This window comes from Salinirubrum litoreum, from assembly GCF_020567425.1.
In the GTDB taxonomy this organism is placed as follows: domain Archaea; phylum Halobacteriota; class Halobacteria; order Halobacteriales; family Haloferacaceae; genus Salinirubrum; species Salinirubrum litoreum.
Window position 1 is genome coordinate 164,206 of record NZ_JAJCVJ010000004.1, and the last position, 15,286, is coordinate 179,491.

The 15,286-nt window shown below is 68.3% G+C and carries 12 protein-coding genes; 3 read left to right on the plus strand and 9 right to left on the minus strand.

Annotated elements, in window-relative coordinates; all coding sequences use genetic code 11:
* Window positions 1–7 precede the first annotated feature (7 nt).
* Window positions 8–2,761, plus strand: a complete 2,754-nt coding sequence (locus tag LI337_RS19320) for an ATP-dependent helicase (protein WP_227231570.1) — start codon at window positions 8–10, stop codon at window positions 2,759–2,761.
* A 30-nt stretch (window positions 2,762–2,791) separates the two neighbouring features.
* On the opposite strand, the gene LI337_RS19325 is transcribed toward LI337_RS19320, so the two are convergent.
* The 7 genes from LI337_RS19325 to LI337_RS19355 all read right to left on the minus strand — a co-directional run bounded on the left by LI337_RS19325 (window position 2,792) and on the right by LI337_RS19355 (window position 12,246).
* Entirely contained in the window at window positions 2,792–4,213 is a 1,422-nt protein-coding gene (locus LI337_RS19325) for an FAD-binding oxidoreductase (RefSeq protein WP_227231571.1), read from the minus strand.
* Window positions 4,214–4,354: 141 nt separating this feature from the next.
* Entirely contained in the window at window positions 4,355–5,458 is a 1,104-nt protein-coding gene (locus LI337_RS19330) for a hypothetical protein (protein ID WP_227231572.1), read from the minus strand.
* A gap of 126 nt (window positions 5,459–5,584) precedes the next feature.
* Window positions 5,585–5,785, minus strand: coding sequence for a hypothetical protein (locus tag LI337_RS19335; protein ID WP_227231573.1), 201 nt, complete (start codon window positions 5,783–5,785; stop codon window positions 5,585–5,587).
* A gap of 60 nt (window positions 5,786–5,845) precedes the next feature.
* Window positions 5,846–7,063: a lactate racemase domain-containing protein gene (locus tag LI337_RS19340; RefSeq protein WP_227231574.1), complete on the minus strand. Its 1,218-nt coding sequence runs from the start codon at window positions 7,061–7,063 to the stop codon at window positions 5,846–5,848.
* A gap of 77 nt (window positions 7,064–7,140) precedes the next feature.
* Window positions 7,141–7,623, minus strand: coding sequence for a DUF6789 family protein (locus LI337_RS19345; protein WP_227231575.1), 483 nt, complete (start codon window positions 7,621–7,623; stop codon window positions 7,141–7,143).
* A gap of 108 nt (window positions 7,624–7,731) precedes the next feature.
* Window positions 7,732–10,398, minus strand: a complete 2,667-nt coding sequence (locus LI337_RS19350) for an AAA domain-containing protein (protein WP_227231576.1) — start codon at window positions 10,396–10,398, stop codon at window positions 7,732–7,734.
* 120 nt (window positions 10,399–10,518) lie between these two features.
* Window positions 10,519–12,246 (minus strand): radical SAM protein, encoded by a 1,728-nt coding sequence (locus LI337_RS19355; protein ID WP_227231577.1) that lies wholly within the window; start codon window positions 12,244–12,246, stop codon window positions 10,519–10,521.
* 134 nt (window positions 12,247–12,380) lie between these two features.
* On the opposite strand from LI337_RS19355, the gene LI337_RS19360 reads away from it, so the two are divergent.
* Together LI337_RS19360 and LI337_RS19365 are read left to right on the plus strand one after the other, a co-directional pair.
* The gene (locus tag LI337_RS19360; protein ID WP_227231578.1) at window positions 12,381–12,536 is read left to right on the plus strand and encodes a DUF7559 family protein; all 156 of its coding nucleotides are present in this window, start codon (window positions 12,381–12,383) and stop codon (window positions 12,534–12,536) included.
* The gene (locus LI337_RS19365; protein ID WP_227231579.1) at window positions 12,533–13,093 is read left to right on the plus strand and encodes an Hsp20/alpha crystallin family protein; all 561 of its coding nucleotides are present in this window, start codon (window positions 12,533–12,535) and stop codon (window positions 13,091–13,093) included. Before LI337_RS19360 ends, LI337_RS19365 begins: the two co-directional genes overlap by 4 nt.
* Before the next feature lie 53 nt (window positions 13,094–13,146).
* Here LI337_RS19365 and LI337_RS19370 read toward each other — a convergent pair whose 3' ends face one another.
* Together LI337_RS19370 and LI337_RS19375 are read right to left on the minus strand one after the other, a co-directional pair.
* Entirely contained in the window at window positions 13,147–14,370 is a 1,224-nt protein-coding gene (locus LI337_RS19370) for an NAD(P)/FAD-dependent oxidoreductase (protein ID WP_227231580.1), read from the minus strand.
* A complete protein-coding gene (locus LI337_RS19375) occupies window positions 14,367–15,131 on the minus strand; it encodes a creatininase family protein (RefSeq protein ID WP_227231581.1) in 765 nt (254 codons plus the stop codon). The genes LI337_RS19370 and LI337_RS19375 overlap by 4 nt, the downstream gene beginning before the upstream one ends.
* Window positions 15,132–15,286: the final 155 nt, after the last annotated feature.

A 15,286-nucleotide genomic window follows, 5' to 3' on the forward strand; every position in this document is an offset into this window, starting at 1 on the left:
CATTCCAATGGGAGGACGCGAGTTACTCGCCGACACCGACCCCGACTTCGACGCCGAGTCGGTCGACATCTGCGACGACCACGTCCTCGACTTACTCGAACCCTCGGTCAGGGAGTGGTGGGTCGACCAGTTCGGCGCGTACGTCCCCGGCAACGGCGGGTTCTTCACCCCGCCCCAACGGGAGGCCATCCCGAAGATTCACGACCGCGAGAACGTCCTCGTCGCCTCGCCGACCGGGTCCGGCAAGACTCTCGCCTCCTTCACCGCGATCATCAACGAACTGTACCGCCGGGACCGGGAGCAACCCGAGGGACTCGACAACTCGGTCTACTGTCTGTACGTCTCACCGCTGAAGTCGCTGGCCAACGACATCCACCGGAACCTCGAAGTCCCACTCGACGGCATCCAGGCGAAACTCGCCGAGCGTGGCGAGGACACCGAGATTCGCCACGCGATCCGCCACGGCGACACCGACTCCAGCGAGCGCCAGAAGATGCTGGAGACGACGCCGCACATCCTCAACACGACGCCCGAGACGCTCGCCATCCTGCTCAACTCGCCGAAGTTCAAGCAGAAGTTGGAGACGGTCGAGTACGTCGTCGTCGACGAGATTCACAGCCTCGCGGAGAACAAACGCGGGACACATCTCTCGGTCTCGCTGGAACGCTTGGAAGAGATGACCGACACCTCCCCGACCCGAATCGGCTGTTCGGCCACGGTCGAGCCACTGACGACGATGGCGGAGTATCTCGTCGGGAGAGAGGAACCGGGCGGCCCGCCGCGCGACTACGACATCGTGGACACCCGGTTCGTCCGCGACTTCGACATCCGACTGGAGTGTCCGACCGACGACCTGATCGACACGCCGCGCGGGGTGGTCCAGTCCCGACTGTACGACCGCATCCACGAACTCGTCGAGAGCCACGAGAACACCCTGATATTCACGAACACCAGATCCGGCGCGGAGCGCGTCCTGCACAACCTCAGAGAGACGTTCGACGCCTACGACGAGGAGAACTCCGGCTGTCACCACGGGAGCCTCTCGAAGGAGCGCCGACAGGAGATCGAACGCCAACTGAAGGCCGGCGACCTCGACGTGGTCACCTCCTCCACGAGTCTCGAACTCGGGATCGACATGCCACACCTCGATCTGGTGATCCAGATCGGTTCGCCGAAGTCGGTCGCCGCACTCCTCCAGCGCGTCGGCAGAGCAGGCCACCGACTCGGCCAGACCGTCGAGGGGCGCGTGATCGCCCTCGACCGCGACGAACTCGTCGAGTGTGCGGTCATGCTGAAGAAGGCCGAGGAGGGGTTCGTGGACCGCGTGTTCGTCCCGGAGAACGCACAGGACGTCGCGGCTCAGCAGGTGTACGGCATGGCGATCAACGCGGTGCGCCCCGAGTCCGAGGTCCGCGCAGTGCTCCGCCGCGCGTACCCCTACCGCGACTTCTCCGACGCCGAGTTCGAGCGCCTCTTCCGGTACCTCACGGCGGACTACGCCGGGATGGAGGAGAAGAACGTCTACGCGAAGGTCTGGCGCGACACCAACGACCCGCCTGACGGGGAGTACCACTACGACGACTTCCCGGTCGGCGAGCCACTGATCGGCAAGCGTGGTCGCCTCGCGCGGGTCATCTACATGACGAACATCGGCACCATCCCGGACAGCTTCACCTGTGACGTGATCGTCCGGTCCAGCGACGAGTGGGTCGGCAATCTGGACGAGAGCTATCTCGACAAGTTGGAGAAGGGCGACGTGTTCGTCCTCGGGGGCGAGCGCTTCGAGTTCTCGTACCGGAGAGGCTCGAAGGTGTACGTGAATCGGACCAGCGCCCGCCCGAACGTCCCCTCGTGGTTCTCCGAGCGACTCCCGCTCTCGTACGATCTGGGCCACGAGATCGTCCAGTTCCAGGGCGACCTGCTCGACAGACTCGATTCCGGTGGCAGACCGGCGATCCGGGACTGGCTCCGGGAGTTCCCCCTAGACGAGAACAGCGTCCGGGCCATCGCCCGGATGTTCGACGAGCAGTGTCGCTACGCCGGCACCGGGAGCGTCTCGACGCCCGACCGCCTCGCGGTCGAGGTGACGCTGGACCACGACGAGTACCGCCGGCACTACTACGTCCACGCGAACTACGGGCGGAAGTTCAACGACGGCCTCTCCCGACTCGTGGCGTACCACTGCGCCCGGCAGGCGAACACCAACGTCCAGGTGGCGGTCGCGGACCACGGCTTCACGGTCTCGATGCCACTGAACCGGAAGGTGGACGTAGCGCGTGTGATCGAGTCGCTCGACCCCGAGGCGGTCGCTGCCGACCTCCGGGCCGCCCTCGACGGGACCGACCTCCTGAAGCGCTACTTCCGGATCAACGCCACGCGCTCGCTGATGATCCTGAAGCGGTACAAGGGCTACGAGAAGTCGGCCGCCCAGCAGCAGGTCTCCAGCGACATGCTCCTCTCGTTCGCGCAGGATCTGGACGACTTCGCGGTGATGGAGGAGACCTACCGGGAGATCATGGAGGACAAACTGAACGTCGCCGGCATCCGGGAGATCGTCCAGCAGATCGCCGAGGGAGACATCGCGGTCCACAGCCAGCAGGTGGACACACCCTCGCCGCGCGCGTTCGGTCTCGCCACGCTGATGGCCAGCGACGTGGTGCTGGCCGAAGACGAGAGCGCCGTCTTGCAGGAGTTCCACGAGCGCGTCATGCAGGAGATCGGTGGCGAGGAGAGCGAGGAAGCGCGGGTCGAGTCGGAGTAGCAGGCGGAGGTCGGCCGGATCGTTTCCGGGTCAGCGTGCCGGTTCGACGTTCAGATTCGAGTGGAGCAGGTTCTGGGGGTCGTACTCCGCCTTCAGTTCGGCGAGTCGGTCGTAGTTCTCGCCGTAGGCCATCCGGGCGCGCTCCTCGCCGGTCACGAAGCCGGGGAAGCCGGGGTAGAACCCCTCGATCGTCGCCGGCGACTCGCGGAGGTCGTGCCAGACCGACTCGGCCCACGAGAGGTGTGCCTCGTCGTCTGCGGGGTCGCGCCACCCGGCGTCGATGCTGACGAGGTACTCGGCCTCACGCCACCCGTAGGCGGTCTCGTCGCCCGCTACGTCGCCGACAGCGCCGCCCATGTGCCAGAGCGTCAGCCCGGCTTCGGGACCGGGGCTGGTCACCCCACCCTCGGCGATGCGGTCGATCAGGTCGTCCGACAGTTCCGTGGCGTACAGCGAGTGCCAGGAGTAGCGGTTCCCGGTCGGGAACAGTTCGGTCGCGACCTCGTGGAGCGCGAGCAAGGGCATCGTCGCGCTCATGTCCATCGCGGGCTCGCCGACCTCGCGCAGGGGCCGGAGGATCTCCTCGCCTTCTGCGGGATCGCCCGCGTAGACCGCGTAGTACATCACGATCGGTGCGCCGTGCTGTTCGACCGGGACGAACGGGAGCGGCGGTACCGCCGTCGTGATCGCCATCGAAGTCACTTCGTCGGGCGCGTCGGCGACGTACTCGCGGTACTTGCGGTAGAGGTCGGCCGTCGTCGCCGCGTCGGGGGCGGGGAACGCGACCTGCGCGACCGCGACCTCGGGACCGAGGTCGAAGGCGTCGAACTCGAAGCTCGTGACGACACCGACGTTCGCGCCGCCGCCGCGCACGCCCCAGAACAGGTCCGGGTGTTCGTCGGCGCTGACGGTCACTATGTCGCCGTCGACCGTGACGAGTTCGACCGACCGGAGGCCGTCGATACCGAGGCCGCGTGCCCGGCGAAGCCAGCCGATAGCGCCGGCGAGCGTCGAACCGGCGATGCCGTTGTGCGCGGCACTGCCGCAGACGATGGCGAGTCCGTGTTCCTGTGTCGCCGAGAGTACGTCGCTGACACGCGCCCCGGCACCGACACGAACCGTCTTCGCGTCGGGGTCGACAGCGACGTCGGTCAGGTTCGAGAGGTCGATCACGACGCCGTCGTCGACCAGCGCGCTCCCGGTGACGTGGTGACCGCCGCCCCGGACGGCGATCTCACGGTTCTGCTCGCGGGCGAACCGGAGGACGGTTCGCACGTCCTCGGGCGACGCGACGCGGACGATCGCCGCCGGGAACCGGTCGATGCGCCCGTTCCAGAGCGCGCGGGCTTCGTGGTAGGTCTCGTCGTCCGGGAGGATAACCTCGCCGTGGACCTTCGCTCGGAGATCGCCGACGACCGACTGCTCGAATGGGGTAGTGAAGGTGGATGCCATGCTGAACACGACGCTCGGGTGTCCGAAGTGTCACCCACTACGACGACGCGTCGAGTAATAAATTCGCAGTGACACGCGCTACACTGTAGAATCGAGTAGCCTGTACGTATCTCGGAATGATTCGGTAACCGGCTCGGGATCTCACGCGCCCCGCGCGTCGGCCAGTGTGAACAGCGGGTCCACGTCCGCGACCGCGTAGTGTCGCAGGAGTTCTCGGAGGGCGCGTGCCTCCGGGTCGTCACCCGCACCGTCGGCCACCAGCGAGAGGTAGCGGTCGCCGAACCCCGGCACGTCACCGCCGCGAACGCGCGGGTCGTCGAGGTCCCAGTCGTCCGGGTAGCGCCCGGCCTCGCGCTGTTCTCCGCGCCAGTCGGTCGGATCGAGGGAGTGCCGGTAGACGTCCCAGTAGGTCGCCCTGCTGTCGGTGGCGTCCGCGAGGCTCCCGCGCTCGTACAGGTCGGTGTGGTCGAGCGCCCCCGGTCCGTCGCTCGTCCCGAACAGTCGGACGACGCACTTGACGGTCTCGGACCACAGGTCGGAGGCGTCGGCGATCAGGTCGATCCGGGTCCGGAGGTGCGGCAGATCGAAGCCGCTCCCGTTGTAGGTCAACAGTCGGGCCGGGTCGCGGGCTTCGATCCAGTCACAGAGGTCGGCGTACAGTTGGAGTTCCGACCGGTCGTCCGTGCCCTCGCGGAACAGCACCTCGGTCTCGACGTGACCGCCGGGTCGGTCCCGGTAGCCGACTGCGACACACAGCAGTTCCAGCGTCGAAGAGTCGTCGAGGTCGACTTCGGACTCCGGAACGGCCGACACCGTCTCGATGTCCAGCGCGAGGGTGCCGCCGTCCGTCGCAGTGTCGGCACCGGCGGTGGGCTGTGTGGCGTCACCGACGGACTGCGTCTCGGCGTCGGTCGAGTCGGCCGCGAGCACCGGAGCCACCTCGGGACTCGGGTCGGGCACCGCGTCGACGGACAGTTTCCCGAAGTTCGACCGGAGTTCGAGTCGGTCCTTTCGCTCGTAGTAGTTGCCCGAGGCGCGCCGGAGGACGTACCAGTTGCCGGGCGTGAACTGGTACTCCGGGTTCGATTCGAAGACGGTCAGTGGGATCGAGTTGCCGAGTCGGTCGACGGTCCGGACGAGACTGTCGATCTTGCCACGACCGTCGTTCACCTCCTCGACGCGGACGAGGATGTCTATCTCCACGTCCTGTTCGATGTCGTCGCGCGTGGCGCTCGGATACTCCATGCGCGACCGACTCGGCACCGCTCGGTAACTAGCTGCTGGTCTCTCGTCTCACGCGAAGTCGTGGCTGGCACGCGCCGAACCGGACGAACGCGACACACCGGGTGCCGTGGGAGTGTCACTGCCCCCTCACCGTGGCGGTTTCACCGCCTCCTCCTCGTCCAGAATCCGCCCCCAGTGGATCGCCAGCGCGCCGGCCATCACCGCCAGTCCGACCGAGAGCGTGAAGGCGACGAGCCACGGAGTCCGCATCGCCGCCCCGACACCGATGCCGTAGCCCGCGGCTGCGCCGACGACCAACCCCACCAGCGCGACCCTGTTCGTCTGCATCGACAACCACTGCGGGCTACGGTAGCAAGTAACTTGCCCGCGAGACGGGGTGTCCCTTGCTCACGAGTCGTCGACCAACAGCGTGTTCAGCGCGTCCCGGACGACCAGCACCTCGCTTCCGGGTTCCACCGCGTCCGCGACCGACTCGGCGGGGTGCAGCAGACAGTCCGACACCACCTCGGGCGACTCGCTGTTCGTGATCCACGCCTCGTGATCTCGGAGCGCCCGGGCGACGACGAACGCTCGCTGGGCACCCGGTTCGTAGCCAGCGCGCATCTCCTCGTACAACGCCGCCGCGCTCTCGGCCGAGGCGAGTCGCTCGGCGAACCGACGTTCGCCGGCACCCTCGCCGGCACCCTCCTGCAGACGTGCCGGCACGACCACCCGCCCCCCGGGGCGGAGCGGGTTTCGGTCGCCGAGCACGAGGTAGGTAATCGCCCGCGTCGTCTGGTAGAGGTTCGCGTCCTTCGGCGCGCCGACGCCCGCGACGACGGCGTCGTAGTCGGTCGAGACCGGCACCGAGAGTGCGTCTCTGGCGATGTCGGCGAGGTCGCGCACTACGTCGCGTGGGCGGCCCGCACTCGCACCGAGGAAGCCGTCCGGTCCCTTCGTGACGTTCAGACAGAAGTCGAGTCCCGCGAGGTCACCTGCCCGGTCGAGTGTCTCTCGGAAGGGGTTGTCGGCGATGCCGCCGAGTCGGACACCTTCGCGTGAGAGCAGTTCGGGACCGTGGGTGTACCGGATCAGCGACTCGCCGCCCGCGCCGATCACGACCGTCTTCGCGCCGCCGGAGAAGCCGGCGTACTGGTGCGGTTCGACCATCCCGGTCGAGAGGACGGTGTCAGCCCCGGCGACCCGGCTATTCAGTTCGATCTCGCACCCTTCGATCTCTCCGACGACCACCGTGTCGCCCGGATCGTGGTTCACCGCGAGGTCGGCGTACTCGCCCAGTCCCGCCTCGATCTCGGCGTCGGTCATCGGTCGGTGCAGTCCGAGACCGAGCACGACCGTCACCTGTTCGCGGGCGACCGGTAGACGGGAGAGCATCGCGTCGAGCAGCACGCCGTCGGGGGTCGCGCGAGTCACGTCGGTCACGACGACGGCCACCTCGTCGTCCGGAGCCACGAGGTCTCCGAGCGCCGGGCCGTGGGGGTCGTCCAGCGCGCGCTCGGCGGCTTCTCGGGGAGTGACGACCGGCCCGCCCGGTGGCTCGGCGACCGTCACCTCACAGTCCGGGAGCGAGACCGGAACCGTCCCCTCGCCCAGCGGGAGTTCCATACCGGGTCGTCGGGTCGATTCGGCGAAAAGCTTCGGCTTCGCGGGAGGCTCACCGGGTGGCGCGGTCGGCCGTCGTCTCAGACCTCGTACTCCGGGAAGCTGGCGAACCGGCCGTAGAGCGCCCCCAGCACCCCGCCGTAGACGACGTGCGAGAGCAGTCCGACGACGAGGAACGCGAGTAGCAGCAGCCCAGTCTGTCCCGTGAAGAAGGCGATCGACCACCCGCTCCAGACGATGCCGGCGAAGACGATCCCCTTCTGGGTCGTCGTGCGCCCCGGCATGAACATCGCCAGCGCGACGAACAGCAGCGGCAGGGTCGTCATCCCGCCGCCGACGAAGATGAACAACCCGAGGGAGAGACTCGGCCCCAGGCCGACGATCGTCGCCAGTCCCTCGAAGGCGGTCGGCGAGATGATCCCGAGGACCCACGCGACCGCGAGGACTGGACTCATGGCGACCGTGCCGAGGAATCCGGCACCTACCGCCGTGACGATCTCTCTGACGCCGATGCCGCCGGTCTCCTGTACGGTGGTCGTCGCGTGTTCTGCACTATTAGCCATGATGGATTCGACGGGCCGCGAGAGCAAAAATCTTGGTGCGTGTTGGCACGGTTCACTGTCGTCGCCGATCGGTAGCGGGGCTCACCGGGGGGAATTCACCGGCGAGACTCACCGACGCGCCCAGTCGAGCAGGCGTGCGTAGAACGGCTCCGAGGCGAGCGCCCCGGCGTCACCGACGAGCACCAGTGCGCGTTTCGCGCGCGTCAGCGCGACGTTCACCCGGCGGTAGTCCTCGAAGATGGGGCCGTCGAGGTCGCCGGTGGCGACGAACGAGACGACGATGACCTCCTCGCTCGATCCCTGGAAGCGGTCCACGGTGTCGACCGTCACGTCGGTTCGGCGACCGATCTCGGCGACCTGCGCCCGGAAGGGGGCGATGACGCCGATGTCCTCGGCCGGGACACCTGCCGACTGGACGGCGTCGACGATCTCGGCGACGCGATCTGCCTCCCGGGGGTTCGTGTTCCCCTCTCTGCGACCGTCGGGGTCGACGAACGAGACCGGGTTCCGGATCTCGGCCGGCAGGTCGGCGGGATCGACGCCGATGTCCCGCAGGTGTCGTCCCGCCACCTCGCCCGACGCGGGCTTGAGCGCGCCGTCGTAGAACTCCCGCGAGGAGAACGCCTGAATCCGCTGGCTCATGCGGTACTGGCGGTCGAGCATGACGCCCGCCTCCGGCGACTGGTCGATCAGGCGCTCGAACAGCGAGGTCTGGAGGTCGTTCTCGGCGCGGACGACCGGCGGGAGCTGTTCGTGGTCGCCGACGAGGACGAACCGATCCGCGCGGTTGATGGCGGCCAGCGTCGCGGGTTCGGTCAGTTGGGAGGCTTCGTCGACCAGCGCCACGTCGAACTGCTGTTCGCGCATCACCCGCGAGCCACAGGAGGCGGTCGTCGCCGCGACGACCGGTGCCTGCTGGAGTTCCGCGGCGCGGTCGTTCGGTCGTCCCTCGGTCTCGAGGCGGATGTCGAGCATGTCCTCGCGGACGCCGGTCTCGGTGCCGACCCGGACGACGTCGCTCTCCTCCCGCCCCGCGCCGAGTCCCTGGTCGCGGATCGCCTCCAAGGCGTTGTCCACCGCCCGGTTCGTGAACGCCGAGACGAGGACCCGGTCGCCCTGCTCGACGAGTGCCCGGACGGTTCGGGCGATGGTGTACGTCTTGCCCGTGCCCGGCGGCCCGTGGACCAGCGCGAAGTCCTCGGCGTTCACGGCACGGTTCACGGCGTCGTTCTGTGCCTCGTTGTTGTCGATGTAGGTCTCGGCGTCGTCGCGGAACTCGGGGTCCCGGCGGCCGAACAGCACGTCCTTCCTGTCGGGGTCGGCCTTCAGCAGGGAGTCGTGCAGCGCGGTCAACATCCGGTCGACCGAGATCTCGGAGGGGTAGACGTCGAGTCGGCAGAGGTCGACCGGTTCGTCGGCGGTGACGACGACCTCCTCGCCCAACTGCCGGATGCGGACGAGTTCCGAGTGGCCCGTCACGGGATCGCCGTCGCTCGCCATCGCCACGTCGCCCTCCCGGAGTTTGGACACCGCGTCGCCGGGCTTGCGGGCGCGGAGTTCCCAGCGTTCGCCGTCGATCTGTCGCTGACCCGTCGGTTCGAGGTCGATCAGCGCCCGGTCGTCGTCTGCTCGTTCTTCTGGGGTTTGCTCCCAGAGTTTGCGGTACTCGGCGTGGGTCTCTCGGCGTTCCTCCTCGATGGCGCGGTAGAACCGGTCGAAGTACTCGCGTTCCTCGTCTGGGAGTGGCGTCCCGACCTGCCCGGCTTTCGACTCCTGATCGAGGCGACCCGAGACGACCATGCAGGTGTCCTGTTCGAAGCAGTACTCGCACTTGGCGTCGGCCTCGAAGCCCGTCGGCACAGAGGCGTCGAACTCCATCGCCGCGATCTCGTTGCGTTGGCGGACGACGAAGTTCAGGAGACCGTCCCCGACCGAGAACTCCTTCGCGGGTGCGAGGTCACCGGACTGTTCGTTCCTGTCGAGGGCGGTGTTCTTGGTGTAGAGGAGCGTGCCGGTGTTCACCGGAACGCCGCGTTCTCTGAGCATCAGCGCGTAGCAGACCGCCTGAATCTTGTCCTGGAAGCGCGGTTCGCGGTTGGTGTTCTTGCCGGTCTTCAGTTCGACGGGCATCCCGCGCCGGAGGGCGTCGGCCCGGCCCTTCAGCCCGTACGTCGGCGAGATGAGCGTGTACTCCGAGCGCCACGCGTCTTCCTCAGTTAGCGTGCCCTGTTGGAGCCACCCTTCGATGGCGGCGGCGTTCCGGCGGACCTCGTTCTCGACTTCGTCCTGCTCGTACCCCAGCAGGCCCAGTTCGAGACCGGCCTCGGCCACCCGGTTCTGCACGCTGTCTTCGAGATCCAGCCCTCGCAGGAGGTCGCCGAACACTTCGTGGACGACGGTCCCCTTCACCACCGGGTAGTTCAGCGGGATGCCGGAGAGTTTGTTGAGGTAGTACATCCGGGGACACTGTACCCACGACCGGACGGCCGTCACGTCCACGAGGAAGCCCGGTTCGAGGACGACGTGGGTGTCGCTCCCGGTGCTGTAGGTGGTCTCGCCGCGGAACTCGTCCTCTTCGGGGTCGGTGACGAGCAGTTCCATCCCCGGTTCGGCGTGCTCGGCGGTGTGTGTCCACTTGCCCCAGAGCGTGACGGTGACCGGGTCGCCCCGCCCGTCGTCGGGTCGTATCGTGATCTCCGCGAGCGACCGTTCGCCGTACTGCGTCTCGACGGTCTTCTCCGCTTCGACCGCGACGATGACTCCCCTGAGCGTCACTGTGGTATCCGAACGCGGCCGGGCGAAAAACGCTGTCGGTACTTCCGGTCGTCGACCGATCTGGCCGAGTCGGCTGTGACCGCTCCACCAGAGTACGGGTCGAACCCCGCCCCCCCGAGTTCACCCGCGAATCTGTGCGAACTTCGACAGGTCGACGCCGGCGACGTCCGACACCGACTCGTGGGGTCGCCCGACCACGATGTCGCCCGCCGTGGACTGGCCCACGCCCGGAATCGCCTGCAGTTCGTCCATCGACGCCTCGTTCGGGTCGAGGGGGTACGGGACCGCCGTCACCGACCGGAAGCCGTGGTCCACGACCGCCACGTCGACGGCACGGCCGAGTTCACGCTCACCCGGGATGCCGACCAGCAGTGGGTACGTCCCCAGTTGCCGGCCGAAGGTCGTCCCCTCGTCGTGGTACTCGAGGTGGACGTTCGGGAGGACCGTCCCCGGTGGAACGACCCGGCGGAGCATCGGCCGGTCGATCTCCTCGCGCACCTCGCGTTTGTACTCCTTGAACAACTGTTTGTGATCCCGGGCGATCTGTGCGCCGGTCTCGGCCATCTCCGTCCCGTCGAAGGCCATCACCTGCCGGATGTTGATCCGGCGGAGCATCAGTCCCGCGTCGTACACCGACTGGAGGAACTCCTTGTTGTGCGTGAACGTCTCCTCGCGTTCACCCTGTAGGCCGTGGACGAGGTTGATCCCCGGCAGCAGTTTCGGCAGTCGCGTCGGGTCGGCGTCGGTCGGCGGCACCTCCCCCGCCGCGAGGGCCTCGCGGTGCGCGTCGCGGTCTTCGCCGGGTCGCCACCCTGCTTCCTCGTTGACGATGCGGACCGCCTCCAGACACTCCTCGGCGGTGACGAGCAGGTTGTTCTGCTCCTGGACGAGGGGGTCGGCGGATTCGAGGCCGAACGCGGCCGTATCGCCCGGCGTGTTGTGCTCGGCGATGATGCGGATGCCCTCCCGCGACTTCTCGGGGTAGTCGGTGATGGTCACCGGGTTCATGTTGTCCAGATGGAGCGTCCCGAGGTCGGGCGCGACCTCGCGGATGCCGCCGTACAGTCGCCGGAGTGCGTCGGGGTTGGGCGCTTCGCCGTCCCCGCCGAACGCGAGGATGTCCGCCTGTCGCCCGATCCGGAAGTGGCGCAGGCCCGACTCGTACAACCCTTCGACTTCCCGGACGACCGACTCGGCGGTGCGGAACGCCGGGTTGCCGTACAGCGGTTCCGTGCAGAACGAACACCGGTAGGCACAGCCACGGGAGGTCTCCAGTTCGGCGATCAGATACTCGGGGTGGTTCGGGTGCTGTTCGACGACGAACGAGCCCTTCTCGGCCCAGCGGTCCAGTTCGTCGTTGTCCCGCATCCGGTCGCCGAACCCCTCCAGTCCGGAGTCCACCAGATCGAAAGCGGCGGCCTCGACGTCTCCCTTCGCCACGAAGTCGTAGTCGAGGTCTTTCCGCTCCATGTCCTGCGCGCCGGCGTTCTCCTCGCCGACGCCGAACCGGATCGGCCCGCCGAGCAGGGTGGTGCCGTCGGCGGTCCACGCGAGTTCCTTCACCTCGTCTGGTTCGGCGGGCGTCCCGCCGACGTACTTGCCGGGGACCGTCATGCCGCCGACGTAGATCATCAGGTCGGCGTCGGCCACGTCGGCCCACTTCCGGCGCTCGTCGCGTAGTTCGTCGATGGTGTGGTACGTCACTCGGTCGGCCGGCACGCCGGCGTCGACCAGCGCACCCGCCGTGAAGCGCGGGTACGTGGAGATGTACGGCGGGACGCCGAAGTGTGCCGGTTCGTCCACGTACCCGTCCACGATGGTCACCGAGAGGTCGGACGGGTCTGTCATGCGACGGGCTTGGCGGTCGAGGTGGTAAAGCGGTGCGGTTCGACGGTCGCCACTGCACACACTGTGAGCGCCGGGTGCCTGCACGCCTGGCCGACCCCGCGTCACTTATCAGCCTCGCCGCACTATCTACGTCCATGCCAGCCACGCTCGAAGTCAGGTGTACCGACGCCGACTGCGAACTGGATATGTTCGAACTCCACTACACGTACGACATGCCGGACGAGGTGGGCGTCGCGGACTTCGTCTGCCCGTACTGTCGCGGCAGCGATCTGGAGGAAATCGAGCTATGAGTGGGCTGAAAGAGTTCGGCGAGTCGGCCGCCCGCGAGGTCCTAGAGAAGATCGGCCGTGGCGTGAGCAAGGTGCAGGAGCGAAAACCGCTCGCGTACGACCTGCTGGAGAGCGACGACGCCTACCTCGTCGTCTTCGACGCGCCAGGTGCGACCCGGAGCGACATCCAGGTCCGGTTCGTCGACAGCGAGGTACAGGTCCGCATCGACCGCTTCCGCGACTTCTACGAGGACTTCGACATGCGGTTCCCCGGTCGCGGCCTGTCGCTCGACGGCTCCGCGGAACTCCCCGAGGACGCCGCCGTCGACGCCGAATCCGCCGGCGCGACGCTGAAGTCGAACGGGACGCTCCACGTCACCATCCCGAAGACCGGCGCGGGCAAGGACGTGGCTGTGGCCGACGACGACGAGGAGATAGAGACGACCGACGAGGCAACCGAAGACGAGGACCACGCCGAGGACGTCGGAGACGCCGACGGACACGCCGACGACGCGGGTCACGGCGCGGACGACCACGACGATCACGACCACGACGCGGACGAGAAACAGCGCGACTGAGCGGCGTTCGACGTTCGACTTCTCCGGTGACTGCTCGCCGCCCCGAGCGACCGCTACTCGACCGTTATCCCCTCGACGATCCGGAACTCCTCGTCGCCCGCAAAGCGGGTCGGATCGAACGACTCGACGCCCGCGGTGACGCCCTCCACGGGCCGCCCGAGCGACTCGGCGATCTGTGCGGCGATCCGTTCGCCGTGGGCCGGCGCGCGCATGAACCCGTGGCCCTGCCAGCCTGCGGCGACGAAGATACCCGGTGCGACTTCGCCGAGCAGTGGGTCCCCGTCCGGCGTCGCGGTGCAGAGTCCGGCCCACGACCGCTCGACGCGAGGCCGGTAGTCGAGTCGGTGCGTGAGGCCCGTCCGGAGGTCGTTCCGGAACCAGTCGTCCGCCGCTTCGTCCCAGTCGTCGGGGTCGGCTTCGACCGGTTCGGTGCCGTCACCACCCAGCAGGCCCGTCGGATGCGGTCGGCAGTAGAAGCCGGCCGTCGCGTCGTACAGCATCGGGCCGTCGTACGCTCCGAGACTCGTCAGTGCCTGCACGCGATACGGCTTCAGCGCCAGTGGGATGTCCGCCCGGGCACAGAGTCGCCCGGTGTGTGCGCCGGCGGCGACGAGCACCGCGTCGAACCGGCGGCTGACGCGCCCGACGGTGACGCCGCGTGGCTCCCGCGAGAGCCCGACAGCGGTCGTCGGCTGGAGGTCGACGCCGACAGCGTCGGCACGGCCAGCGAGCAGTCTGGCGTACGACTCGGGGTCGCACCACCCGGCGTTCTCCGCGACGGCCGCGACCGCCACGTCCGCGGTCTGGATCGGGAAGCGTTCCCCGAGCGTCGTCGGCCCGACGACCGACACGTCGAGCCCGTGGTGACGCATCCGGTCGGCCGAGGCTTCCACCGCCTCGGCGGTCTGCTCGTCGCCCGCTCGTGCGACGATCACGTACGGACAGTCGGTGAACTGGAAGGTCGTTGTCGCGCCCGTACCGGGTCCGGTCTCGGGTGCACCGACGGGAGCCGTCTCCGCCGAGAACTCACGGAAGCGCTCGATGGCTCGCGTGGCGAGTGCGGCGTCCACGTCCTCGGCGTAGGCGTCGTAGACGATGCCGGCCGCGCTGCCGGTCGCTCCGGCCGCGACGCCCGACCGGTCGAAGACGGTCACGTCCAGCCCCCAGCGGGCCAGATCGACCGCCGCCGTCAGGCCGACCGCGCCGGCACCGACGACCGCGACCGAGGGGGTTCCCGTGGGCGTGTCCGAACCGTTCTCTGCACTGGTTCCGGTCATCTGTGGTCCTGCGGCAGGAGGTCGGCGAAGGGTTGGTCGGCGAGCCAATCGAGCAGAGCGTCGAGATCGTCGGTCGCCGACGCGAGAAGTCGCTCGCCGGCCTCACGAGACGCCTCGGTCGGGTGGCCGACCGCGCCGGAGTCGGAGAAGTCGGCGGTGTCGAAGCCGACCTCGCCGCCGTGGACAGACTTCCCCCAGGAGTCGGCCGCGCCGGCCTCTGCCGCCGCGAGTGCGTCCTCCCGGACGAGATCCTCGGCGACGGCGTAGACCATGCTCGTCTCGGTCGCGTCGGCGTGCCCGATGCCGTCCTCGCCGAACAGTTCGCGGGTCAGGTCGTCGAGGTTCGCCCACCAGTTCCACGGGACCGCGAACGCGACCTCCTGCCGGCGCAGTCGGCGTGCGGCCCGGCGCAGGGCGTCGCTGTTCCCGCCGTGGCCGTTGACGAGGACGACCTTGCGGACGCCGTGGTCCGCGAGGCTGGCGACGGTCTCGCCCACGTAGTCCTCGAAGGTCTCGGGTGTGACCGACAGCGTGCCGTGGAACTGTCGGTGGTGGTCGCTGACGCCGACCGGAATCGTCGGGAGTCGGACGGTGTCGTCGCGGTCGATGCGTCCGGCGACGGTCTCGGCGGCCCGGAAGTCGGTCGACAGCGGGAGCGCGGGGCCGTGTTGCTCGGTCGCGCCGGTCGGGAGCAGTGCGACCTCGGCGCCGGCGAGTCTGTCGCGGGCGGTCGTCGTCGTGTGGTCCGCGAGGTAGTCCATGTCCGAGCACTCGTCGGGGCGTCACTTAGTTCAGTCGTCGCTTGGCGTGGTCGAGGAATCGGCGTGTCGTCGTGGGTGTGGACCCCGGTGGTCGCAGTACGCCCCGCGCCTCCCCGACTGCTGGCGACGCGGACCGCGAGCAGGGTCTCGCCGTC